General features: G+C 48.6%; 22 protein-coding genes. 3 read left to right on the top strand and 19 right to left on the bottom strand.

The window, feature by feature from the left end:
• The 13 genes from ACDE64_RS06855 to ACDE64_RS06795 form a co-directional block, all read right to left on the bottom strand.
• Complete coding sequence (locus ACDE64_RS06855) at positions 1-789, bottom strand: DsbA family protein (protein WP_411345731.1); 789 nt, start codon at positions 787-789, stop codon at positions 1-3.
• On the bottom strand, positions 773-1,672 hold the full coding sequence (locus ACDE64_RS06850) for an ROK family protein (RefSeq protein ID WP_411349452.1): 900 nt from the start codon (positions 1,670-1,672) through the stop codon (positions 773-775). Before ACDE64_RS06850 ends, ACDE64_RS06855 begins: the two co-directional genes overlap by 17 nt.
• A 157-nt stretch (positions 1,673-1,829) precedes the next feature.
• Positions 1,830-2,942, bottom strand: a complete 1,113-nt coding sequence (locus ACDE64_RS06845; RefSeq protein WP_411349451.1) for a phosphodiester glycosidase family protein — start codon at positions 2,940-2,942, stop codon at positions 1,830-1,832.
• Entirely contained in the window at positions 2,935-3,825 is an 891-nt protein-coding gene (locus ACDE64_RS06840) for a 5'-3' exonuclease H3TH domain-containing protein (RefSeq protein ID WP_411345728.1), read from the bottom strand. The genes ACDE64_RS06845 and ACDE64_RS06840 overlap by 8 nt, the downstream gene beginning before the upstream one ends.
• Before the next feature lie 220 nt (positions 3,826-4,045).
• Entirely contained in the window at positions 4,046-4,471 is a 426-nt protein-coding gene (locus tag ACDE64_RS06835; protein ID WP_411345727.1) for a hypothetical protein, read from the bottom strand.
• A 234-nt stretch (positions 4,472-4,705) separates the two neighbouring features.
• The gene (locus tag ACDE64_RS06830) at positions 4,706-5,188 is read right to left on the bottom strand and encodes a GNAT family N-acetyltransferase (protein WP_411345726.1); all 483 of its coding nucleotides are present in this window, start codon (positions 5,186-5,188) and stop codon (positions 4,706-4,708) included.
• 127 nt (positions 5,189-5,315) lie between these two features.
• Positions 5,316-5,678: an arsenate reductase family protein gene (locus ACDE64_RS06825; protein WP_411349450.1), complete on the bottom strand. Its 363-nt coding sequence runs from the start codon at positions 5,676-5,678 to the stop codon at positions 5,316-5,318.
• 17 nt (positions 5,679-5,695) lie between these two features.
• Positions 5,696-6,715: an RluA family pseudouridine synthase gene (locus ACDE64_RS06820; RefSeq protein ID WP_411349449.1), complete on the bottom strand. Its 1,020-nt coding sequence runs from the start codon at positions 6,713-6,715 to the stop codon at positions 5,696-5,698.
• A gap of 42 nt (positions 6,716-6,757) precedes the next feature.
• Entirely contained in the window at positions 6,758-7,336 is a 579-nt protein-coding gene (locus tag ACDE64_RS06815) for a cob(I)yrinic acid a,c-diamide adenosyltransferase (protein WP_411349448.1), read from the bottom strand.
• Positions 7,337-7,391: 55 nt separating this feature from the next.
• Entirely contained in the window at positions 7,392-7,958 is a 567-nt protein-coding gene (locus ACDE64_RS06810; protein ID WP_411349447.1) for a hypothetical protein, read from the bottom strand.
• A 222-nt stretch (positions 7,959-8,180) separates the two neighbouring features.
• Positions 8,181-8,441 carry an aspartyl-phosphate phosphatase Spo0E family protein gene (locus ACDE64_RS06805; RefSeq protein WP_411345721.1) on the bottom strand — a complete coding sequence of 87 codons (261 nt, stop codon included), beginning with the start codon at positions 8,439-8,441 and terminating at the stop codon, positions 8,181-8,183.
• A 131-nt stretch (positions 8,442-8,572) separates the two neighbouring features.
• Positions 8,573-9,775 carry an aminotransferase class I/II-fold pyridoxal phosphate-dependent enzyme gene (locus tag ACDE64_RS06800; protein WP_411345720.1) on the bottom strand — a complete coding sequence of 401 codons (1,203 nt, stop codon included), beginning with the start codon at positions 9,773-9,775 and terminating at the stop codon, positions 8,573-8,575.
• Between the two features lie 15 nt (positions 9,776-9,790).
• Entirely contained in the window at positions 9,791-10,291 is a 501-nt protein-coding gene (locus ACDE64_RS06795; RefSeq protein ID WP_411345719.1) for an Lrp/AsnC family transcriptional regulator, read from the bottom strand.
• A gap of 300 nt (positions 10,292-10,591) precedes the next feature.
• Between ACDE64_RS06795 and ACDE64_RS06790 the strand changes: the two genes are divergently transcribed.
• Positions 10,592-11,839 (top strand): NAD(P)/FAD-dependent oxidoreductase, encoded by a 1,248-nt coding sequence (locus tag ACDE64_RS06790; protein ID WP_411349446.1) that lies wholly within the window; start codon positions 10,592-10,594, stop codon positions 11,837-11,839.
• A 392-nt stretch (positions 11,840-12,231) separates the two neighbouring features.
• Here the strand turns inward: ACDE64_RS06790 and ACDE64_RS06785 are convergent, their stop codons facing one another.
• From ACDE64_RS06785 to ACDE64_RS06775, 3 genes are read right to left on the bottom strand one after another with little or no spacing between them, the layout of a single operon-like run.
• Complete coding sequence (locus tag ACDE64_RS06785) at positions 12,232-12,840, bottom strand: hypothetical protein (RefSeq protein WP_411349445.1); 609 nt, start codon at positions 12,838-12,840, stop codon at positions 12,232-12,234.
• Positions 12,841-12,872: 32 nt separating this feature from the next.
• Positions 12,873-13,325, bottom strand: coding sequence for a DUF350 domain-containing protein (locus ACDE64_RS06780; RefSeq protein ID WP_367055237.1), 453 nt, complete (start codon positions 13,323-13,325; stop codon positions 12,873-12,875).
• A gap of 59 nt (positions 13,326-13,384) precedes the next feature.
• Positions 13,385-15,757, bottom strand: coding sequence for an endonuclease MutS2 (locus tag ACDE64_RS06775; protein ID WP_411349444.1), 2,373 nt, complete (start codon positions 15,755-15,757; stop codon positions 13,385-13,387).
• Between the two features lie 256 nt (positions 15,758-16,013).
• On the opposite strand from ACDE64_RS06775, the gene ACDE64_RS06770 reads away from it, so the two are divergent.
• Entirely contained in the window at positions 16,014-16,424 is a 411-nt protein-coding gene (locus ACDE64_RS06770; protein WP_411345715.1) for a cupredoxin domain-containing protein, read from the top strand.
• A 96-nt stretch (positions 16,425-16,520) separates the two neighbouring features.
• Here the strand turns inward: ACDE64_RS06770 and ACDE64_RS06765 are convergent, their stop codons facing one another.
• Positions 16,521-16,913 carry an ArsR/SmtB family transcription factor gene (locus ACDE64_RS06765; RefSeq protein WP_411349443.1) on the bottom strand — a complete coding sequence of 131 codons (393 nt, stop codon included), beginning with the start codon at positions 16,911-16,913 and terminating at the stop codon, positions 16,521-16,523.
• 255 nt (positions 16,914-17,168) lie between these two features.
• On the opposite strand from ACDE64_RS06765, the gene ACDE64_RS06760 reads away from it, so the two are divergent.
• Entirely contained in the window at positions 17,169-18,569 is a 1,401-nt protein-coding gene (locus ACDE64_RS06760) for an MFS transporter (RefSeq protein WP_411345713.1), read from the top strand.
• A 153-nt stretch (positions 18,570-18,722) separates the two neighbouring features.
• On the opposite strand, the gene zapA is transcribed toward ACDE64_RS06760, so the two are convergent.
• Together zapA and pheT are read right to left on the bottom strand one after the other, a co-directional pair.
• Positions 18,723-22,385, bottom strand: a complete 3,663-nt coding sequence (gene zapA, locus ACDE64_RS06755) for a cell division protein ZapA (protein WP_411349442.1) — start codon at positions 22,383-22,385, stop codon at positions 18,723-18,725.
• 423 nt (positions 22,386-22,808) lie between these two features.
• Positions 22,809-25,250 (bottom strand): phenylalanine--tRNA ligase subunit beta, encoded by a 2,442-nt coding sequence (gene pheT, locus ACDE64_RS06750; RefSeq protein ID WP_411349441.1) that lies wholly within the window; start codon positions 25,248-25,250, stop codon positions 22,809-22,811.
• Between the last annotated feature and the right edge of the window lie 18 nt (positions 25,251-25,268).

The raw sequence follows: 25,268 nt of genomic DNA, 5'->3' as shown, positions 1-25,268 counted from the left end.
TCAGCCCCCTGTTCCGGTAGTAGCTGCGGCTTCTTGCTGTGCTTTCTCAATCGCTTGCTTCAGCGCATTGTAATCACCGAGATCGCCAGTATATTGCACACCATTGATAAAGATGGACGGTGTTCCCTGAATATTCAGCTCCTGCCCTTTATCGTACTGTGCGCTCACCTGATCGGCATATGTTTTGTTATCGATGTCCTGGCGCAGCTTGGTCGTATCTATGCCCAGCTTGGCATTTTCCGCCAGTTGAACAAGATAGTCCGGTGTTGCCCAGTTCGTATTCTCGTCTTTTTGATTTGTGTAAATGGCATCCAGATATGTCCAGAACGCATCGCTCTTCTGGTGATACACAGATTCTGCTGCCAGTGCAGCAGTGGTGGAATCTTCACCGATAAACGGGAAATTAGCAAAATGCAGCGCTACCGTACCGTTGTCGATAAAGTCCTTCTGGATTTGTGGTACGATTTGCTCATTGTACATTTTGCAGATCGGACATTTGAAATCGCCGAATTCTACAATTTTGACCGGAGCATTGGCTTCGCCCTTCACTGGCAACTGGGTATAGTCAAACGTTGCCGGCGTGCCAGACGTTGTATCATTGTTGTTGTTCGGAATGAAGATGATGAGTAGTACGACTACAGCGATAACAGCTACGGTTCCGATGATCAGATTGCGCATCGTTTTGCGCTGGCGTAGACGTTCTTTTTCCTTATACGCCTGCTGTTGTTGACGCTTGACCTCGGGATTTACTTTTTTCTTGTTCGATTTGGGGTTAGCCAATCGTTGCACCTTCCTCTCCATTCAGTGCCAGTTTCGCCAGTGCGATTGCTCCACACAATCCGGCGTTATCTCCCAATTCGGGATAGACGATATACTGGTCCAGATGTTCTGACAAACTTGGGTGCTGCACATAGCCGTTCAGCAATTCAACCAGCTTCGTGCGAATGAGCGGGAATAGCTGCTCCTGCTTCATCACACCGCCGCCCATGATGATCTTTTGCGGAGACAGAATCAGTACATAACTCATCAGTGCTTGGGCAAGATAGTGCGCTTCCATTTCCCATGCCGGATGATCTGGAGTCAAATCGGAGCCTTTGATATTCCAGCGTTTCTCGATTGCTGGTCCAGCAGCCATGCCTTCCAGACAATCTCCATGATATGGACAAAACCCTTCGAAGGTGTCGTCAGGATGACGGCGTACCAGAATATGACCCATTTCGGGGTGAGATAGACCGTGCAGCATTTTGCCGCCTACGACAGCACCTGCACCGATCCCAGTACCTACCGTGATATAAATACAGCTGTCTAGCCCGCGCGCTGCACCCCAAGTATATTCGCCCAATGCCGCGCCATTCACATCGGTATCAAAGCTCATCGGTATGTCAAAATGCTGCTTCAAATGCCCAACCAGATTGAATTGCCCCCAATGTGGCTTCGGTGTTGTTGTTATGTATCCGTATGTCGGACTGCCCACAATCGGGTCAATCGGTCCAAATGAGCCAATGCCCAGCGCTTCAATGCCTTTCCCTTCAAAAAACGATACGACGTTTTTCATCGTAATCTCCGGTGTCTCCGTCGGGAAGCTGGCACGTTCCAGAATCTGTCCGTCCTCCGTACCGATTCCGCATACAAATTTGGTACCGCCTGCCTCAATTGCTCCAAGTTTTTTCATGAATTATGCGTCTCCTTTGCAGCATCCTTATGGATGACCAATATGAGCATGTGCAGGCTTATCATGATAGCGCGGCAATGTGTCGGGCAGATGTCGATACAGACCAGCCGCCCTTGCTTGCCATCATGCAAGCCGTTACATGATTGTTCAATAAGAGTTAGGAACGATTACCGCCAAATACGAGGGTATTGCTAAGCGTACGTCCGGGCGATGTAACAACTTTGCCGTTGACATACATGCCGGATGATGCGCCACCATCCAGATTCATAGCTTGTTTGGCGCCGAGCTTTTGCATAACCGCTGCCCATTGCTTCATCGTTGCGCCGGGTACAGTCGCGATCATAACTGAGCCGTCTGCCATAATAGCGATACCGCTACGTGCACCGGATGCAGTTAGAATTTTCGGATCTTGAAAGCCTTCGGCTGCCGCGTTAAGTGCAATGCTGCCGTCTTTGACCAGTCGTGGTCCGGCACCAACAGCTGTGACGACGTTGAACCAGTCGATGGGCTTGCCATTGATGTCCGTATACGTTTTGTTCATGCTAACGGTTGCTCCTTTGACAAAGCGATCCGCAGAAGACTTCATCGTACCGGTAAAGACGATCACATACCCGTCTGTCGGAATGGAGAGGTTGGTATTGCTGCCTTTTGCCGTTACTGTACCATTGCGCACGGTAACAGCGATACCGCCCTGAAAGCCAGTCGTTTTGCCCCGATCAGGCGTGTATACAATAGAGGTGCTGGATGTAGATGCCGGAGTACGGTTGAACCAGACGGCATACCAACCGCTAGAACGTCCGCTCTGCGGCGTCACTTGACCAGTCACTTCCATACGCAGCGTGTCCATCATCGCAGTGCCATTCGCAGTAAAGCCAATCGTAGTACCGTACCGACCGATATGCAGCAATCGTCCGCCTGAGATCAATGTACCGTAAGGATCAGGCGGTCCACCATATGCTTCGAAAAAGGCACCGTCAATTGCAGCCTTGGCACCATATGCGCTGGCAATCGACGAGAGTGAGGACGTATGCCCCACCTGACGATCTGCTAGACCGACTGCTGTTGCAGTACCTTTAGGAATGCGGACCGTTTGTACGGCAAAGCTGCGTCCGGCTGCCTGCACGTTGACTTTGGCATAACGGATACCGCTACCTGCCGCCTGTGCAGGCTCCTTGCTCGGAACAGCCGTTATGCCAACCAGCAACGCGGCAGTCAACAGCAGCATCGGCAAACGAACAGTCCAGCTTGAAGATGTAGAACCTTTAGTCAAATACGCCCACTCCTAGCATAGAACAGAGACTTTTGATTTCCAGTTCTTCAAATTTGTCGATGATTTTGTTGTCTTCTAGCAGCAGTAAGCATTCGTCAGGTGTGCACAACACTGGTACTTCGCGGTGAATCGTTGCAAGACGACGAGATAGATGCAGCATGTCCAGATCGGCTTCGATCTTTTTGCGAACGGACGGGCTGAGGTATTCCAGATTGTCCAGAATGCCTTCTACCGACTGATGTTCCTGTACAAGCTTGGTTGCTGTCTTCTCACCGATGCCTTTGACACCCGGATAGTTATCGCTTGCATCGCCCATGAGCGCTTTCATGTCGATAATCTGTGCTGGCGTCAGCCCTTTTTCCTCCATGAGCGATTCTGGCGTATACACTCTGTAGTTGCCATAACCCTTTTTCATAATGATCACACTGGTACGGTGATCGACCAGTTGCAACATATCGTGATCTCCAGTCAGAATCATTACTTCCATATTCTGCTCCAATTCACGCGAGATCGTACCGATGCAATCATCCGCTTCGTAGCCCGGTGCACTCAGATTCGGAATGCCCATACTTTTCATCACATCGATAATCAGATCAAATTGCGGAATCAAATCGTCCGGTGCAGCGGTGCGATTACCCTTGTAAGCGGCAAATTCCTCGCGTCGAAATGTCTGTGTTCCCAGATCCCAGCAGCAAGCAACATGCGTCGGCTGATACAGGCTAACTGCATCCCATAGATAACGTACAAAACCGTAGATCGCATTAGTCGGAATACCGGCTTTCGTACGACGGATATAGCCGCTCTGTGAGGTGGCATAATACGCCCGGAACAGCAGTGCCATGCCGTCGACCAGCATCATTTTTTGTGGTTGTAATTGTGTCAATGTTCCATTCTCCCTTATGCGTGTAAAACCAGTTTGACTCTATCATACCGAATTTGTTCAAAGCTGTACAACTGTTCACAGCGTTTTCTTATTTGCTTCGTTTATGCCGCAGCAAAAAGGCTCTCTGTTCATACAGGGAGCCTTTGGTGTCATACGTTTGCAAAATAAAAGGAAAACCTACGCGGTGATTCAGAATCGACAATCCATGATCGAGAATCCGTTATTTTTTCAGTACATACGTAAATTCCCAGACCGCTTCGTTGCCGGAATAACGTCCACGATTCTCGATTACACTGACGCGCAGTTTGACAGTAGAACCGCTAGACGATACCGAAGATAGGCTGACATTTTTGGTTTTGGTTCCTTCATCGGGAATTTTGTCTTGCTCTTCTGCATAAGCATACAGCTTCACAGTGCCATTCGAGTTAGCTTTGACGGTTACACTTTGACCTTCATACAATACTTTGTTGTTCACTTTGGCTTCGGTATACCATTCATTGCCGACGTGATCATTGGAGATCATTTTAACTTTGGTCAGTGTGACTTTGTACGATGAACTTGCTGCTGTTGCCGGTGTGGTTGCTGTAAATAAAAGTGAAGCGCCCAGAATAAGTGCTGCCGATGCTTTCGCCAACCTGGTTATCATATCTTTATCCCCTTTTGATCGTATTGATCAAATACTTAGCTACCAGATTAGTATACCCTATATTTTATTTTATATCCTTATTATTCCTAAAAAATACACATTATATTTAATTAAGTAGATTGAGGAAAAGAAGTCAGGTTATTGGACTCGACTAGATATGATCTATGTTCCATTGATTGGCTATATAACTGCTGATGTTATACATGCTAGTTATACAATGATAATTCTGATTGCTTATCCATCTGTTGATGCGTCTAATATACGTTTCATCCATACATCCACTTCATCCTGCTCATACATTCGGAAGCCGTGGCGTTCATACAATCGACGCGCCGGACTGCCCTGCAATACGTTAAGTATAACTGACTGTCCGCGCAGCTCATGTGAGGACAATAGATGTGCAAGTATGGCACCGCCAATGCCTTGTCCCTGTTGATCAGGATGAATGTAAAAGTGCTCTAGCACGTATCCAGCATCTGGAGCTGGACGCAAAGCTACACAGCCAACAGCTTGAGAATCAACAACGATCAACTGTGTATATTGTGGTTGAAAAGAATTCAAAAACCGCTGTCGAACACGCACATCATCATACCGCTCCAAACGGGTCAGGTCTTCCTTTAATACTATTGCGCGTAATTCGGCGATCCAATGAGCATCTTCGAGATTCGCGCTTTGTAGCTGATACTGCGGCGATGAATGGGAATATGTATGAGACATAGCAAAAACTCCTCCGTATGTTTAGGAGGAGTTTATCATACTGGGTGATACGAATCTATATTCACCACATACATCTAGATTCATATGAAGATGAGATTATCCATCTGCTTATCGATCCAAAGAAATATTATGCCTTCCACGCTTGCTCGTACATATCTGCCTTAAAGCCGACGGTCACACGATCGCCATCGGTTACGATCGGGCGCTTGATCAGCTTGCCATTTTGCGATAGCAGTTCAAGCTGCTCCTCTGCACTCATCGTTGGCAGCTTGTCTTTCAAACTAAGGCTTTTGTACACTTCACCGCTGGTATTGAAGAACTTTTTCAATTCTAATTCGCTGTGTTCCACCAGTTCGCGCAGCTGTTCGGCTGTTGGCGGTGATTCCACGATATGAATCAGGTTCAGTTCGTGCCCTTGTTCTTTTAGCCATTTGATTGCATTGCGGCATGTGCTGCATGGCAGATATTGGTAAACGGTCAATTTACTCATCAAGATCAGACTCCTTTTCAAACATTCAATTGAGCATCCAGCAATGCCAGATCTTCCGGCAAAGGCGCTTGAAACAACACCTGCTCGCCTGTCGCCGGATGTACAAAACCAAGTTCATACGCATGCAGCGCCTGACGGCCAACGATCTCATCCAGCTGAGTGATTCGCTGTGCTGCCTGTTGATCCTTAGCGGCTAAAGTATCCAATGAACCATCCGCCGCTGCATATCCATACATTTTATCCCCGATCAGCGGACAACCGATATGCTTCATATGCACCCGAATCTGGTGAGTACGTCCGGTTTCCAATTGTAACGACACTAGCGCAGCATCCTGATCAGGAAATTGTTGTACCGTGCTATAACGCGTCGCAGCCGCATATCCATTCGGCGTAACGATACGTACATGCGGTTGCTCAGGATCGCGGTCGATCGCCCCCTCAATTCTGCCAGCAGCTGGTGACGGCAGATGATGCACGTAAGCACGATACGATTTGAACACCGTTCCCGATATCATTTGCTCCGAAATATGCTGATGCACATACGGATTTTTGGCAACTGCCAGCACGCCTGACGTATCCTGATCCAGCCGATGCACCGGACGAAAACGGTATTGCACACCTTGCTGCTGCCAGTAATGCACGACACCATTTGCCAGCGTATCCGTATAATGTCCATGCGTCGGATGCACGATAACACCAGCTCTTTTGTTCAAAATGAGCAGATGCTCATCCTCAAACAAAATGTCCAGCTCCATCGGCTGTGGCAAAATATCATCCGAGCTTTCACGCAGCATGCGTACGTGCACTACATCGCCGCCTTTTACTTTCTCGTCCACATATACCCGCTGACCGTTCAGTTCTACACCGCGCTGCGTCATTTTCAGCCGGGACAGCAGTTTGCGCGAGATGCCCATTCGGCGATTCAGGATCGTTTTCAGCAACATGCCTTCATCCTGCGGTTTCACGACATGCTGAATGGGAGCGTAATAATCGGCAGCATCCGGGTGGGTATAGCGGTTATGATCCTCATCTATCATTGCAGTTTGACATTCCTTTCCCTGTTACCTCTGCCGATCTCGTTATTTCGTATCGGAATCGCGCCGAAATACCTTTTGGCTACGTACATATTCAATATCCGGTACACCAGAACGCACATTGGCAGTCCGAGCAATCACGAAGAAATAATCCGACAATCGATTCAAATACCGCCGTACCGCCGGATTGATCTCATGCTCTGCACCTAATGTCACAGTACGACGCTCAGCGCGACGGCATACCGTACGGCACACATGCAGTGCTGCCGCCAACTGAGTACCGCCTGGTAAAATAAAACGCTCCAGCTGCGGATTCTCCTGCTCGTACCCATCCATCCACTGCTCCAGCCGCTCCACCATGTTGTCATGCACCTTGTAGCGATTCTCCTGTAAGCTGACAAATGCAAGATCAGAGCCGCAATCAAATAATTCCTGCTGAATGAGCAACAGATCGTCCTGCAAATCTTCATGATGCTCGCTCAGCGCCATTAACACAGCCTGCCCGACAAAGCTATTCAGCTCGTCGATTGTGCCATACGCCTCGACACGAATATCATCCTTACTGACTCGTCCACCGATCACCGATGTTCTGCCTTCATCCCCGGTACGTGTGTAGATACCCATCGCTATTCCCTCCTACGATCGTCATTGCATATTCACTCTCTGCTTACTGCATACGTCAGTCGGTCAGTGCTTTCAATACGTTTACCGCCTGCTCATGATTGGCGAAGATCGGAATGGTAGCGTACAGATCATCCCGCGTATATCCGATATCTTTGAACGAGGACATCTGGCTCACCGGAATTGCAAACAGATGCTCCTTTTGTTTGGTCGGTTCGGTATCATTCTCGTTTGCTGCACCTTTGGTCACACCAGACTTGTACGTATCCGCGCTAAAGTCGTTATCCAGCACCATATGACCGCCATTGACGGCATAAGCTTTCATATCATTTTCCGGTAAAATAATAATATCGTCGGTACGATCCACATATTCCAGCACTAGCTTCTCTGCCGAATATACGGGCGTCGTACTAACCGTAACGGTCAAATCATTGCCCAGCTTCTGTTGTAAATTCTGCTTGATCTTGTCTGCATATTCCTGCGGAAACCCTTCGGTTCCCATAATGAATACTTTGATCTGGTTCGGATCACTATCCTGCTTATCGCCGCCACATGCCGCCAGCAGCACCATCAGACTCATCCCCAGCGCAAAGCCAATTGTTCTCATCCATGCCTTCGCCTTCACCGATGTTCCTCCTTCAACGTAACTAACTCCCATCATACCACAGCTTTCACGCGCAAAAAAAGAAGACCTCCCGCGAGGTCTTCACTGTCCCACTGCCGACTACATTCGGCATCTTATGCCGTCTGACGCACTCATCTTACCGCTATAAACGCTATGTATGATATCGCAACTAGTCAAGCCTGTTATTGTATATAGTTGAATTGCAAGAGTCCGACTGCTTCTTTATAAACGATGCCGTTTGCTTTTGCAGTGCATATATTCGTTAATCTTGATGTCGAGCAGCATGCTGATTTCTAGTACATCTTCCGCTGTAAACGATTGTCTTTCCAAAAACATCAGCTCCATGCGGGTACGAAGCTTGTGAATCTCATCTTCCAGAGAAATTAATTGTCTGGAGTCATCCGGTTGTTGCGGCCAGACTGCTTTATTCTCTGACAGTAGCATTCCACGGTACATCGGTACCGGATATTCAGCACAATACAAATAATTCCCTCCTTCTACACAAATTCCTGCTTCCGAAGACCTATTATAGCACAGGTCTAAGGAAATGGAAGCAGAAATTTGTTAAAGAGGGTAAATTAGAAATATTCTGTGACAAATTACATTAATGGAAATTATTTTATTTTATTAACAAACGATCCAATTCGCTCAAGCGCTTCACTAAGTTGAGCAACAGAAGTCGCATACGAGCAGCGAATAAAGCCTTCGCCGCCCAATCCGAACACATTGCCCGGCACAGCAGCTACGCGTCCTTCAACAAGCAATTGCTGAGCAAATTCTTCCGATGTCAGACCAGTCGATTGAATACTTGGGAATGCATAAAATGCGCCTTGCGGCTCATGGCACTCTAGTCCGACACTACGGAATCCATCAACGATTAGCCGACGCCGACGGTTATAAGACTCGACCATTTTGTCTTTTTCCTCTAATCCGTTAGTCAATGCTTCCAATGCGGCAACCTGTCCCATGACTGGTGCGCACATTACAGTGTACTGATGAATCTTGAGCATTGCAGAGATCAGATCACGATGTCCACACGCATATCCCATCCGCCAGCCTGTCATTGCAAACGCTTTGGAGAATCCACTCACCAGAATGGTACGCTCCTGCATACCTGGAATGGATGCAAAGCTAACGTGCTTGGTGCCGTAAGTCAGCTCAGCATAAATTTCATCGGAAATGACGATCAGATCGTGCTTTTCCACTACTTGCGCAATCGGCAACCAATCTTCATATGTCATAATTGCGCCTGTCGGATTGCTTGGATAGCAGAGAATCAGAATTTTGGAGCGCGGCGTGATACTTTTTTCCAGTGCTTCCGCAGTTAATTTAAAATTATTCTCGGCAAATGTTTCAATACCGACTGGAATACCGCCACCAATCGCTGTAATAGGCGAATACGAAATATAACAAGGCTCTGGAATGAGAATCTCATCACCCGGAGCGATCAATGCTCGCAACGCCAGATCAATCGCTTCACTACCGCCAACTGTCACGATAATCTCGTCTGCGGGATCATACGACGTTTTGAACTCATTTTCCAAATAACCTGCAATCGCTTCACGCAATTCCGGCATACCGGAGTTGGATGTGTAACGGGTATAGCCACGTTCCAATGAATATACACACGCTTCACGTACATGCCACGGTGTGGTGAAATCCGGTTCGCCGACACCAAGTGTAATAATATCCTTGCTCGCGCTCACCAGATCAAAAAATTTGCGGATACCGGAAGGCTGAATACCGCGCACGAGCGGAGCCAGGTATGACTCCATCGACTTCTGCCCTTCGGCTGTCTGTCCTCCATTGACCATCATGCTATTCGCCTTCCTTTACGGAGAAATAATCAGGCGGCGATCATCTTCGCGATCTTCAAAAACAATTCCGTCCTGTTTGTATTTTTTGAGAATAAAGTGTGTTTTGGTGGACAATACCGATTCAATCGGAGACAGACGTTCGGAAACGAAGCTCGCGACTTCTTTCAGGTTATGACCTTCCACTTCTACTAGCAGATCATATGCGCCAGACATCAGATAGACCGATTTCACCTGCGGATACAAGTAAATACGCTCAGCAATCCCTTCAAAGCCGCGTCCGCGTTCCGGTGTAATCTGTACCTCGATTAGTGCAGTAACCGTTTCTTCGTCTACTTTGCTCCAATTGACAACTGTTGCATATTTGACGATCACATGATCATCTTCCAATTCCTGAATCGCCTGTTTGACCTCGGCTTCTTCAATACCGAGCAGAGTCGATATAAGCTGCGGGGTACGTCTTGCATCTTCTTTGAGCAGATCAAGGATCTGCAACTTCAGCTCGCTAAGTTCCTTCATAACGATATAGCCTCCAAGTGCAAAAGTTAATATTAAAAATATTACACGAATCCAACATTCCTGCCAAGCCCCGAAGGTCGTTTTGCAGCATTTGCCGCTATCGGTCTTCGCACCTGTCGTTGTTCTGCTTCATTATACACCTGTTCCGGTTACTTAATGCTAAGACAGATTATATTGTGTCATAACAGATTGTAGATCACTCGTTTTCATCGAATAGAATTGAAGATTGTCCAACTGACGGTTCAACTGACATTAAGTATGAAATTTGACGATTTTACACAATCAAAGGAGCGAACAACCATGGATTTGCACACCAGAGATACGATGTGGGGACACACCCTGACGAACCCGCCAACCTACGAACAACTGACTGAGAATCTGGAGTGCGATGTGCTGATCATCGGTGGCGGCATGGGCGGCGCACTATGTGCGCACGAGTTTGCCAAACGCGGTCTACGCACAGTAGTTGCCGAGAAAAGACAGGTCGGTCGTGGTAGCTCCATTGCCAATACCGGATTGCTTCAATATACGAACGACAAAACACTGACTGCTTGCATCAATACATTTGGCGAGCATAATGGTGTACTCTTTTATAGGCTATGCCGTGATGCGATGGAATATCTGCTGCATACTGCTCCACAGTTGCCGCTGGATGCACAACTGATTCCGCGGAGCAGTTTGTACTTTGCCAGTGACGAGAGCGATGTAGAGACAGTCATCGAAGAATATGAAACATTATCGAAGCATGGCTTTGCTGCCGAGTTCTGGGATGAAGAGAAAATTGCTGAACACTTCTCGTTCCGCCGACCAGCAGGCATTTACACGCATGGCGATGCAGAGGTGAATCCGTATCGACTGGTGCATGCGCTGATGATGGATGCGCATCAGAACGGTGTCCGCGTATTTGAAGAAGCGGAGATTACGCATCAGGAATACGGCACGAACGAAGTTGTCAGCTATATCGGCGATTATCGTATTCGTTCCAAAAAAGTCGTGTATTCTACCGGCTACGAAACACAGGAAAAGAAAAAAGAACGCGGCGCGTTCCTCATGAACACATATGCGATTGCGACCAATCCAGTCAGCAGCTGGGATGGCTGGTACAAGCAAAGTATGATCTGGGAAACGGCGCGACCGTATTTGTATATCCGTACGACCGCAGATAACCGGATTATCGCTGGCGGTCTGGACGAACCACTGACAGATATTGAAGATATGGAAGTCCGCCGAATCAATCAGGCGCAGCGGCTGCTGGAATCGGTACAAGAGCTGTTCCCGGACATTGGTCCATTATCTATCGAATCGGCATGGGCAGCGCCATTCGGCTCTAGTCGCGACGGTCTGCCTTATATGGGCAAACACCCGGACTATCCACATTGCTACTTTGTGGAAGGATATGGCGGTAACGGTACGGTATATAGCACTATCGCTGCCATGCTGCTGGCAGATGAACTGTCCGGCGTCACACGCCCCGAATTGGAACTGTTCAGTCTGACTCGTACGTCTAAGCCCTCACCGGCGGTAACTCCTGATGTGCCAGCATCTTGATGGATCGGTATTAGAAAGCTAGCTAAGCTACAAACATAGGAACAGCAGGAATAACAGGAATAACAGGAATAACAGGAATAACAGGAATAACAGGAATAACAACTTTATTATATTATTTTGATGTTGTTGCTATATTGTTCGTATGTGATTCTATTCTTGCTATGCTGTATGTTTGCATTCTTTCACTGAGATTCGTGCTTGCTTATACGCAAAAGCCCGACAGCTTCTGAAATTCATTCAGAAACTGTCGGGCTTTTTTGTGTCATATTTTATTCGTATTGTAGTTAGCCGATCATGCTCAAATCGCATTGTACATAAATTCTTGTTCATTTTCATTTATGCTCATTGCTCTGCCCTATCTTCCAATAGAAGCAAAGTAGATTGGCATCCGCTTAGCCACTCTGCTCAGTAGAGCGGGACAGCGTGTCGATCATACGCAGACGACCTGCTTCATCCAAGCTCTGATGCACATGGAAACAGCTCGGGCAAACATATACGTTGACGGTATATGGTGTTGTCAGGAATGACAGCTTGCCGTTCGCTGCGGGGTTTGGCTTGAAGCCAGTTGTCCCCATTTCCTGACTGCCTGCTAGCAGCATGTACTCCTGACAATGTGGACATTGCGGAATCTCTTCCTGACTGTCCAGCAATTGCTCAACCTTTTCCTCATAATCGACCATCTTGAAGTTCTCATCGCCGTACTGCTCAATCGTCTTGAGTGAAGACAGATTCGGCTGTTGGAACAATTCCGCCTCATCCAGCAATGTCGCCGCGCGATTACCGATTGGTGTATTCGCTGCTTGCTCGTTGCCGATGACGTTCTGTTGGTACGCCTCTTCCGCTGCATACTGGGATGGTTGCTCGTCTTCCTCATCCAGTTCAATATTCAGCGTGCGGTAACCTTGTAGTTCATTACCACAATGCGGGCAATGCTCCTCAGGTCCAAATTCCGGGTCCCATACGATCTCGCTGTGACACCATGGGCATACTGTTGTATCCATAATTTCGTCCCTTTCGTGATGCAAAGTCAAATTTAAAGAATGGACGCACCGATGACGTACGATAGCGATATGGAGATGATCATCGAGATCAAACCAATCGCCCGGTTGTCCGAAGCAATTTCTTTATCGATATTAAATACCGGGGTTAAAAATTCAAACAAAAAGTAGGCAACCATCAGCAGCAAAAAACCGACCAGCGACCAGCCCAGACTTCCGTAGACCGAGCTGTGCGCTTCAATGGAAAAGCGCATCACATTGCAAATACCGAAAATTTTACCGCCAGTTGCCATCGCTACGGACACATTGCCGCGCTTGATTTCGTCCCAGCATTTATATTTGGTTACTAATTCAAAACACCATAAAAATACGATTAATTGCAGCACAGCCACGGAAAAATAACCGATCATCATCCCGACCGGGTGCGCCAGCAATGGATCCACGTAGTCCTTCACGCCTCTTCGTAACTCCTTCCGGTATGAAATCATTACAGATCATCATACTGTGTACGTATGACGTCCGTAATGGTTTCAAAGAGATTCCGGATTTATTTCAATTCGGCAACGGTTACACCCGTACCACCTTCACCGTAGTTGCCAGTGCGGTAACTTTTCACATGCTTGTGGCGGCGCAGGAACTCCTGAATGCCGGTACGCAGTACGCCTGTACCTTTGCCATGAATAATATACACCTGTCCGAGATTCGCCAGAAATGCTTCATCAAGGAAACGATCCACATCAATCAGCGCCTCTTCGACATTGGCACCACGCAGATCCAGCTCGGAGTGAGTATTGTCATCACGCGAACGCTGAACGGTCGTCACCTGCTTGCGCTGTGGCTGAGCGGCAGTCGATTTGGACGATTGGATCAGCTCTAGGTCGCTGAGCGAAACTTTCATCTTCATAATGCCCATTTGTACAAGCGCTTCTTTGGAGCCGGACAGTTCGACGACATGACCTTTTTGACGGAAGCTGTGCACCATAACTTCATCGCCGGGACCGATCGGTTTTGCTTTTTTCTCAGTGGTGGTCGGTGCTTTCTTTTTCTTGCGTTGTGCTGGTGCGGCTTCGTCCAATTGACGACGAGCAGCGATCAGGCGATGCTCCTTGACGGATGCGCCTTCTTCCAGCGCCATTTTGCGCAGAGATTGAATGACTTCATCCGCTTCGCTGCGCGCTTTGTCCAGAATGGCACGCGCTTCGTCTTCGGCTTTTTCCAGACGCTTGTCGCGTTGATCTTCCAAGCGCTCCAGATCGCGCTCATAGCGTGCACGCAACTGCTCCATCTCCTGGCGCAGACGCGCGGCTTCGGTGCGTTCCGCTTCGGCACCCAGACGGTTCGTTTCGAGGGAAGCGATCATTTGCTCGACGCGTTGATCTTCTTCGCTTACTTCACCGCGTGCTACATCCAGAATATCCTTCGACAGTCCAAGGCGCTCAGCAATCGCAAACGCGTTGCTTCGTCCCGGTACACCGATCAGCAGACGGTATGTCGGGCTGAGCGTATTGACGTCAAATTCCATACTGGCGTTGATGACGCCTTTGCGATCATACGCGTATGCTTTCAGTTCGCTATAATGCGTCGTTGCAATCATCCGACAGCCGCGGGCATGAATATGCTCCAAAATAGCAATCGCCAGCGCCGAGCCTTCTGCCGGATCGGTTCCCGCGCCTAGCTCGTCAAACAGTACCAGACTTTTCGGTGTCATTTGCCGCAGGATGGAGATGATATTGGTCATATGACTGGAAAATGTACTGAGATTCTGTTCAATACTTTGCTCATCCCCGATATCGGCATAAATCGCGTCAAATACGCACATCTGGCTGCCATCATCCGCCGGAATAAACAGACCGGACATCGCCATCAGACTGAGCAGACCGACCGTTTTCAGGGTGACTGTCTTACCGCCCGTATTCGGACCGGTAATAATGATGCTCGTATTGGTATTACCCAGCTCCAGATCAGTCGGAACGACATGCTCCGGTGCAATCAGTGGATGACGGGCTTTTTTCAATTTAAAAAATCCACGGTCGTTCATGACCGGTTTGTTCGCTTTCATTTTGTAGCCAAGACGCGCTTTGGCGAAAATAAAGTCCAATTGCGCAATCGTCTCCACATCGTAGCCAAGCAGTTCGTTCTGCTCTGCTACTTGTGCGGTCAGCTTTTGCAAAATAACTTCGATCTCACGCTCTTCACGCAGTCGTGTTTCGCGTAACTTATTGTTCATCGCTACAATCGCTTCCGGCTCAATAAACAGCGTCGCACCAGAACCGGACTGATCATGCACAATCCCGCCAAAGTACGAACGGTATTCAGCTTTGACCGGGATGACAAAGCGGTCGCCTCGAATCGTAATCAGCTGGTCTTGCAGCATCTTCGCTACCGTTTGTGAACGGATCATACCATCCAGCTTTTCGCGGATACGTACTTCGCCGGAACGCAGCTCACGGCGAATCGTTGCCAGCTCACTGCTGGCAGAGTCCATCACATGCGCTGAATCGTCGATACAGGCACGGATAGACTTTTCGAGTGGACGCTGATCAGACAACAATTCAATCAGATCAAACAGCAGCGGTGCAGGCTCTTCTTCATGCACCATCTCGACATGGCGTGCCGCACGGCGCATCCCCATAATCGTATTCGCGATACCAAGCAGCTCGCTCGGGTTCAGTGTACCGCCGATGCGTGCGCGGCTGACAGCCGGACGAATATCGACGATGCCGCCAAATGGCGGTGTGCCTTTGAGTCGATCCACATTGGTCGCCTCATCGGTATATTGCAGCATTTTCTTGACATATTCCAGATCGGTATCCGGCTTCAGCGACAGCGCAGCCTGCTTACCAAGCGCGGTTGCCGCATAACCTGCCAGCATATCGAGAATATGTCCATACTGCATCGTATGGAATATTTTTTCGTTCAACGTTATGACACTCCTCTATTCATACTGAAATCCTCATCACCATAGACGGCGATTTCAGGCAAATGTTTCAACACACACGTACAGACAGGTAGAATACGTACCAATTACAGCTACAGCGGCAACATGGCATACCGCTTCCATTCTATTATACACCCGCACACAATTTTCACAAAAGGTTTGAATGACAGTCTCTTCCATGTGCGTTATGATAAAAATGATTGCAATGGAAGATAATGAGATCAGGAGGGAACTACTCATGAAAAAATATATGCTGATCGGCGTCACTGCCGCCATGTTGTTATTAACAACAGCGTGCGGCGGGCAAGCGCAAAACTCATCCGGCGGAACAGGCGTTACCGATACGGGCGTAGCTACATCGGATAGCGGTGAAGCTAGCGGCAACCAGCTGGTCGTCAAAGCGACAAATTACGCATTCGACCAGAAGGAATACCATGTAAAAAAAGGCGAACCGATCACGATCGTCTTCCAAAATGAACAAGGAAACCACGGTCTGATGATCCCAGCGCTGAATGTCGATCTGAATTCCAGCAATACAACGGCAACCGTAACCCCGCAAGAAGCAGGCGAATTTGATATGGCATGCTCGATTATGTGTGGCTCCGGTCACAGCACGATGGTTGCCAAGCTGATCGTTGACGAAGCGTAAGCATAATCTCTTGAATAGGATGACAAAACACGCAGTCGCTCTTATGCTGACTGCGTGTTTTTTGTGCTGTAGAACATAGATATGGTGGCAAGGCGGCTACTCTGTTTCTTTTATCAATGGTTGCTGTTCCCCATCTGCCAACATAGTCGTCGCTTCATCGTTAGCATCAGGAAAGAAAGCGGCTGTCGCATCATAGGCGGACAATACTGCATGCAGCACGCCGGGAAAACGCTCATTCAGATCATCTTCGCGTACTGTGATCAATCGCTGTGTACCATGACTGCGTGTAAACACAACCCCGCTTTCGCGCAACGTCCGCAGATGATGCGACAAGGTCGATTTGGCAACAGGCACTTGAAAGGCATTGCATGGACTCTCGCCCTCACTGCGAATTTGCGAAACAATATGAAGCCGAATCGGATCGCTCAAAGCGTACAATACGGAAGCCAGTTCGATCTCGTGACGGTCAGGATGATATAACACTTTCATAACAACGTCTCCTTTGAGCTGAAAAGTAAGTAGCAGCTCCGCTATTCCCTCATACGTCATGTGGAAATTGGAAGCGGCATCATACGTTTCTATGAAATGCAGAGCACAGTTACTATATTTATATTTACATGTAAATAATGAATACTATTCCTATCCAATTTTAAAATCTCTAATTGAATTTTAAATCATCCCATGCTATATTTCAATTGTTCGATGACATTCGAACAATACTTTTTTCGTACAGGAGGAATCTTGATGTCAACTACTGCAACAACATCTGTTGCTGCTTCCCATACAGACAGCGTCCGTCAGGATCGCCTGCAAAAAGAAGGGCTATTAACCGTGCTGCTAGGCATTGCAGTCGTACTGGCAATTATGAACACATCGATGTTCAATCTGGCATTACCCAAAATCACGTCCTATTTTCAACTGACAGATTCAGTATCTTCCTTGATCGTAACCGGCTATTCGATCATGTTCGCCATCTCTTCTATTACATATAGCCGATTGTCCGACTTCGTACCGCTACGCCGTTTGCTAGTGATCGGGCTGAGCATTCTCGGGCTAGCTGCGATCGGCGGTCTGTTCAGTAACAGCTTTGCACTGCTGCTGACGATGCGGGTATTGCAGGCAGTTGGTGCCGGGGCAGTCATTTCGCTGTCAATGGTATTGTTCACCCGCTATATTCCACTAGAACGGCGCGGCAAAGCGATGGCATTCATTATGTCTGCGGTCTCGCTAGGACTCGGCTTAGGTCCAGTTGTCGGCGGAGCGATTGTTGATTATATGGGCTGGCGTTTTCTATTTCTGATCACGGCGATCAGCCTGCTGCTGGTGCCGCTGTTTTATTTATTTTTACCCAAAGAAATGCCAAAGCGCGGTGTGTTTGATACGGCAGGCGCATTGTTTGTTGCGGCAGGTACAAGTGGTATTCTGCTGTTCCTGACCAATCACTCGTGGTTGGCGCTGACGATCGGGCTAGTTGGCTTGGCACTATTCATTCTGCGTATTCGACTAGCAGCGGAACCATTCGTGCAGCCTGCACTGCTGGCAAATACATCATATGTAACGCTATCGCTGGTCGGCATTCTCTCGTATCTATGCAGCTTTGCTACGCTGTTCCTCATTCCGCAAATTCTGGTGCATCGCTTCGGCTTCAGTGCCAGTCATGCTGGATTCATTATTTTCCCAGGTTCGCTACTGGCGATTGTCGCTTCACGCAAAATCGGCTCTATTATTGACGAGCATGGTAACTCGTCGATTCTGCGATATGCGCCGCTAATGGTATTGTTCGCGATTGTTCTGTTCGCCCTGTTTGCAGGCAATTCCTGGTTATCGATTCTGTTCATTTATTTGCTGAACAGCTTGAGCTTCTCAATGTTATCAAGCAGTGTGTCCAATGAAATCTCGCGCATCTTGCCAGCATCACAGGTCGGCTCGGGCATGGGACTGTTCCAGCTGATGCAATTTTTCAGCGGAGCATTCAGTGTAGCATTGGCATCCAGTGCAATGGAATGGCAAAAAGGATTATCTCTCTCAGCTGCGTACTCCAATATTTTCTGGGGATTGATGATTATGGCGCTTCTTGCCTTCATCTCATCGTATGTTTATCTACGTACGATGCGGATGTTGAATGCTAACAAACAAATTGGATAATACGCTTGTGAGACGATATTTATCTTCATTGGTATAATCGTAAAAAGAACCGACAGCACCTAGATGCTGTCGGTTCTTTTTGATTTCAGTTTTCTCAGTTCAGCTCTTTATTATTTCAATTTCCATACACCATTTACGAGCATCTTCACTTGCTCAGTTCTGATCTTGCTCGATCAGTTCCATCCACTCATTGTGCTCAACCTGTAGCTGTTGATGCTGTTCACGCAGCTGTTGAAGCTCCTGATGGATACGTTCCTTCTCCTGAATCTGGCTTTCGCGTTCTACATTCATAATACGTAGCTGATGGCTGAGCATTTCGTACTGATCCATCACTTCGCGGGCTTCACGGCTGTGCTCCTGCTGCGAATGTTGCAATTGCTCGCACTGACCACGCCATTGCTGCTCGCTCTCTTCCAATTCGCGCAGCAGTTCATTTTGCTGCTCCTGACGATCGGTTAATTGCTCCAGTCGTCCATTGACCTGCTCCAGTTCTACAGATAACTGTTGGTTCTGTTGCTCCAATCGTCCAATCTCTTCCATATACCCCTGCTCGTTCAGCACAATCGCACGATACTCCTCTTCCAGACGGTGATGCCGCTGGCTCCAGCTGTCAATATCCTGCAATGCTTCTTCCAGTAAACGAGTTTGCTCCTGTTGACGCGCATTCCATTCATCCAGTTGCGACGTCAGTGTGTCTACTTGCTGACGTGCCTGCTCTAGCTCACTCTGAATCTGGGCAGTGTCCTGTTCCTGTTGACGGGACAGCTCGCGCCACGTTTCCGCTTCTTCACGCCACTCGCCAGTTTCACTGCGTACAGTCGTCAATTGTTCTTCCAATTCGCGTGTACTTTGTACCAGTTGTTGTTCTTTATCCAGCCATTGCGAAGATTGCTCTTGATAACGCTGCTGCTCATCTGCCCATTGCTGATGTACTTGCTCCAGTTCGCTGCGAATCTGTGTCGCTTCTGTCTCTTGCTGTTGCGACAGCTCGCGCCATGTGTTCAGTTCTTCATTAACTGTGCCATATTCCGCACGCGCTCGATTCCATTCGCCGCGCCAGTGATCCGCCTGCTGTTGCAGTTCAGCATATTGCTGTTCCAGCTCATGCTGCTGTTGCTCCAACTCTGCCGTGCGGTTCTGCCACTGTTCTTGCTTCTGATTCAGCGAATTCCATTGATTGCGCAGATCCAGAATCTGCTGTTCTTGTTGACCGGACAGTTGCTCCCATGTATCCGATTCCTCTCGTACTTGAGCAGCAGATAAGGTCAATTGCTCCAATTGCTGTTGTAAACGCTCGGTCTGTTCGGTGAAATCATCTCGCTCGATATTCACCAGATTCAGCTGCTCTTGCACTTCTGCCAGCTGTTCGTCATACAACTGATTCAACTGCTCCATCTCTGCCCGCAATTCGGTCAATTCTTCCTTATGCTGCTCAGACAGACGCTGCCAGTTGCCGGATTCCTCGCGTGTATCGACCAGTTGACGCTGGTGCTGTTCCAGTTCTGCAGAGCGAGCTTGAAGCTGTTGCTCCCACTCAGCAGTCCGATCGTGAAGTTGTTGTTCCCACGTAGCGGTGTTATCTTGTAGCTGCTGCTCCAGCTCTTCGATGCGTGTCTGCAACTGCTGGTGCTGGGCTGTATATTGTTCTTCCAATTGCTGTTGTTGAGAAAGCAGGCGTTCCTGCTCATCCTGATGTTCAGCTTGTAAACGCTGATGCTCCGCTTCGTATTGACTGCGAAGCTGTTGTTGCTGCTGACTGCGCTGCTCCAACTCGGATTGCAGTTCTACAATCTGCTGTTCCTGCTGACCGGATAATTGCTCCCATGTATCTGCTTCTTCACGGAACTGTTCAGTATTCTGGCGGGATTCTGCCAGTTCTCCATGCAACTCATCCAACCGCTGCTGCAACTGCTGTTGTTGATCGGCTGTGGTTGCAAGGCGCTGCTCTAGTTCGCCAACCTGCTGTTCATGCTGCACGGTCAATTGTTGCTGTACATCCTGGCTGTGCTGTTCCAGTTCAGCATGACGATTTTGCCATGATTCCAGCTCAGCCCACACCTGATTGTGCTCGCCGCGCAAGCTTTCCAGTTGCGGCTTCAGTCGTTCATTCTCCTCTTGAGCAGTCGTCAGGCTCGTTTGCGTGTCTTGCAATTGAGCAGACAATTGCTGCTGTTGTTGCTCCAGTTCACTCCGGCTGTGCTGTAACGACTCCAGCTCGGTATGCAGCTTCGCTTCCTGTTGCTGCCATTCACTTTGGCTAGTTTGCAGTGATGCCAGCTCAGCACGCACCTGCTCTTCGCGCTGTTCCAGCTCACTTCGACCTGCTTGCGACAATTCCAATTCGCTGCGCAAATCGGCTGACTGCTGTTGCAGCTGCTCCAATTGCTCGCCGCGCTGCTGCCATTCTTGCTCCAACTCGCGGTGACGCTGCTCCAGCTCCGCATGACGATCCTGCCACGAACCGAGTTCCGTCCATACTTGACCATTCTCTTCACGCAGTTCGTCCAGCTTACCTGTTTGCTCGTCAAAGCGCTGTACCGTTTGCTGCTGCTGTTGCTCCAATTCGTTGTAACGTCCCTGCAATGTTTCCAGTTGCGGCTTCAACATTTCATTTTCTTCATGTGCAGCTGTCAGGCTAGCTTGCGTATCTGCCAGTTCGCTTGCTGACTGCTCCTGCTCTGCCTGCAATTGGTCATAACGTTGTTGCAATTGTTCCAGCTCTGAACGAAGCTGTCCGCCTTCATTACGCAGCGTTTCCAATTGAGTCGCTTGCTCTTCCAGTTGCTGACGTGCTTCCGTATCGCTCTGCTGTAACTGACTGTGGACATCCTGCAAAACAACCAGTTCCTGCTGGCGTTCTTCCAGCTGCTGCTCCAATTGTTCCAGCTGAGTTCCACGTTCCTGCAATTGTTGGTCAAGCTGATCATGCAGCTGTTGCAGTGTCTGATGCTCGTCCCGCAATTGCTGCAAATCGCCATCCTGCTGCTGTGACAATTCGCGCCAAGTTTCGGCTTCTTCCTGTGCCAACTGCAATTGCTGTTGTACCTGATCATGCTGCTGACGCGATTCGTCCAGCTGCGCATGGGTAAAATCGTTATCTTCCTCCAATACAATCACACGCTGCTGCGCCGTATCGTGCTCTTGTTGCAGCGTATGGATACTCTCTTCCAATTCTTCCGTACGCAAACGGTACGTTTCTTCATTTTCGGTAGACTGCATCAGATCAAGCTGCAATCCTTCTACCGTTTGCTTCATATTATTTTCCAGATTGCTGTACTGATCCTTCAGTGCATCGATCCGGGTGGTGGACTTGTCCAGCTCATCTTGTAATTGCACGCCAGTCTGACGGTAATCAGCATTTTGCTGCTCCAGCTTGGTGTTGTTTTGCTGTGCAGCTGTTAATTCGGTTTGCGTTTGCTCCAATTCACTGCGAGATTGTGTCAGCTCGCTATCCAGCTGCTGCTGATTCGCTTGTCGCTGCTCGTTCTCTTCTTGCAGCTTCCGAATCACATCCTGCTGCTTGAGCTGTACTTCATGCAGTCGCTCCAATTCCTGCCGCAGCGAATCGCGTTCACTCACTGCCTCATCCAGTTGCGCACGACCCTCGTTCGCCTGAATCGCTTCTTCCGCCATATGTACTGCTGACAAAATGGCAAGCTTCGTGGTGTCCAGATGATCATGTGCCTGCGCAATTTGATTCATATGCCCATCTACATATTGGGCTACACTTTTCATATAGTCGGCACTGCTGCCAACTAGCTTATACGACTTTCCGTAAATATTCACACTGACTTTGATCCGATCGTTTGTTGTCACAGTCGTGCCCTCCTTTGTTTCATTTCATCTATTCGATTCATCATTATGTCGTGTATAAGCACAAAATGTTGACGAAGCATAAGCCAGATCGTCAACATTTTGCATCACCGCGGTCTTGTACGGAATGCAACATGCCATGTCGGCATCCTGTATGCCGGAGCGCACCGGGTTCCAAATAAATATGGGCATACACAGGTGCATACTAACATTACGCCTGTGGTCATCTTTTATGCTAACCTTATTGTACAAAATGTTCTTCTGTCTATTCTAGTGCTCGTTGAACAAAAAAGCCACATCGACGTCTATTTCGATGTGGCTTCATGGAATTCCTGCTGTTTGCACATTAGGAATCAGCTTCTATTTTGTTAGAACCTATCGCTATACCCGATTACATAACGAGATTGGATGCTATCTGCATTACTATTATTTACGCAGTTCGGCACCGAATCGCTCTGCCAATTGCGCCAGTACAATATCGTGTACAGCTGTTACTTCTTCATCAGTCAGGGTATGCTCAGCATGGCGATACACGAGTGCAATGGCGACACTTTTCTTATCCACGCCGAGACGTTCGCCTTTGAACACGTCGAATACGTGTACCGATGTTAACAGCTCGCCTGCTGTTTCGCGGATGCAAGCAATCAGATCGCCTGCCGGAATCAGGTCGTCAACGACAACCGCGATATCACGTTGAACAGATGGATAACGCGGCAATTCGCTATACGTAATCTGAGTTGTTGTATGCTCATACAGCGGCGTCAGTTCGATCTCTGCCACATATGTTTCATCTAGATCCGCTTCCCGCTGAATATCTGGGTGAATCTGACCAATCGTACCGATACGCAGCTCACGCGAGCCAGTAGTCAGATATACGGATGCGGAGCGACCCGGATGATATCCTTCTGGTTGATCTGCTTTATACGTAATGGAAGGCTGAATGCCCAGATAGCTGAAAACACCTTCCAGCGCGCCCTTGATATCGAAGAAGTCAACACGGTCAGAACCGGTATTCCATTGCGCAGGCTGACGTTTACCAGTGAGCAGCAGACCAAGCAATGGCACTTCATGCGGCTGACGAGTAAGCTTCTCTTCTTCACTGAAGAAAGCCATACCAATCTCGAACAATGCCAGATTATCCTGCTTACGGTTACGGTTGTATGAAGCGATCTCCAGCAATTGCGATACGATACCAGTACGCAGTACGCTGCGCTCTTCGCTCATCGGCATCGCCAGCGCTACATCGTGATGACTGCCACGCAGCTGTGGGAAACGTTTGTTTTTGTCTGGATGTGTGAACGAGTAGCTGATCACTTCCTGATAACCACCATGTACGAGTAGATGGCGAACCGTACGACGCAGACGCTGTGGTGCAGTCAGTGCGCCCGGTGTCGTTGCGCCCTCAATTGGCGTTGTTGGGATATTGTCGTAGCCATAAAGACGTGCCACTTCTTCGATCAGATCGACATCACGCTGAATATCGCCGCGACGAGTCGGTACACGTACCTCAATCAGATCCTGTGCTATATCGCCGCAAGGGAATTGCAGACGACCGAAAATAATTTTCACTTCCAGCAGTGACAGCTCAGTACCAAGATAACGATTCAGCTTGCTCAGCGACAGTTGCAATGTTTGTTCTTGTAGCTGAGATACAACCTGCTCAACGACACCTTCGTGAATCATACCGTGTGCATAACGCACGATCAGCTCAGCTGCACGATTCAGCGCGGGTACAACCGCAGCAGGATCGACTTCTTTTTCAAAACGAAGACTTGCTTCGGAACGCAGACCGAGACGACGAGACGTTTTGCGAACCGTACCGCCATCAAAGCGTGCCGATTCCAGCAAAATGTTCACTGTTTCACCAGTCACTTCACTATCCGCTCCGCCCATGACGCCAGCAAGACCAACTGCTTTGCCACCGCTCGCAATCACTAGCATGCGCTCATCCAGCTTACGCTCCTGATCATCCAATGTTTTCAAAATTTCGCCTTCGCGACCCATACGCACTTCGATTGCACCGTTGTTCAGCTTGTCCGCATCGTACGCATGCAGCGGTTGACCGTATTCCAGCATAACGAAGTTCGTAATATCCACCACGTTATTGATCGGACGAATACCAGCAGCGATCAGACGATTTTGCAGCCATAGCGGCGATGTACCGATCTTGATGCCAGTAATATAACGCGCGGAAAAGTGACTGCATGCTTCTTCTGCTTCAATTGATACAGAAATGTGGCTGGCAGCGGAATCTCCACCTTCTACCGGATTCACTTCCGGCACTTTCACATCACGACCAAGAATTGCACCCACTTCATAAGCCGCGCCAATCATGCTCAGACAGTCGGAACGGTTGGGCGTCAGATCAAAATCAAGAATTTGGTCGTTCAAACCGAGCAGATCAATAATCGGTGTACCGATTTCTGTTTGCTCTGGCAGTACGAGAATGCCTTCTTGTTGCTCCTTCGGCAGCAGCTTATCGTTGATGCCCAGCTCCTTCGCGGAACAGATCATACCTTGCGATAGAACGCCACGCAGCTTGGCTTTTTTGATATGCAGATCACCCGGCAGCTTGGCACCGACCAGTGCAACCGGTACTTTTTGACCAGCATCGACGTTTTTGGCACCGCAAACGATTTGCAGGTCTTCGCCTTGTCCAGCATCAATTGTACATACGTTCAGCTTATCTGCATCTGGGTGTTTTTCCTTATGTTTGACATAACCGACAACGACGCTAGTGATGCCCTGATTGCGGCTTTCTACGCTGTCGATCTCAATCCCTGCACGGGTAATTTGCTCAGCGAGGTCTTCCGGATTAACGCCTTCCAGCGACACATACTGAGATAGCCATTCTGTTGATACTTTCACAGTCCGTTCACTCCTTTT

The organism is Paenibacillus sp. WLX2291 (assembly GCF_046603665.1).
In the GTDB taxonomy this organism is placed as follows: domain Bacteria; phylum Bacillota; class Bacilli; order Paenibacillales; family Paenibacillaceae; genus Saccharibacillus.
This window is presented reverse-complemented; position numbering and strand designations above follow the sequence as displayed.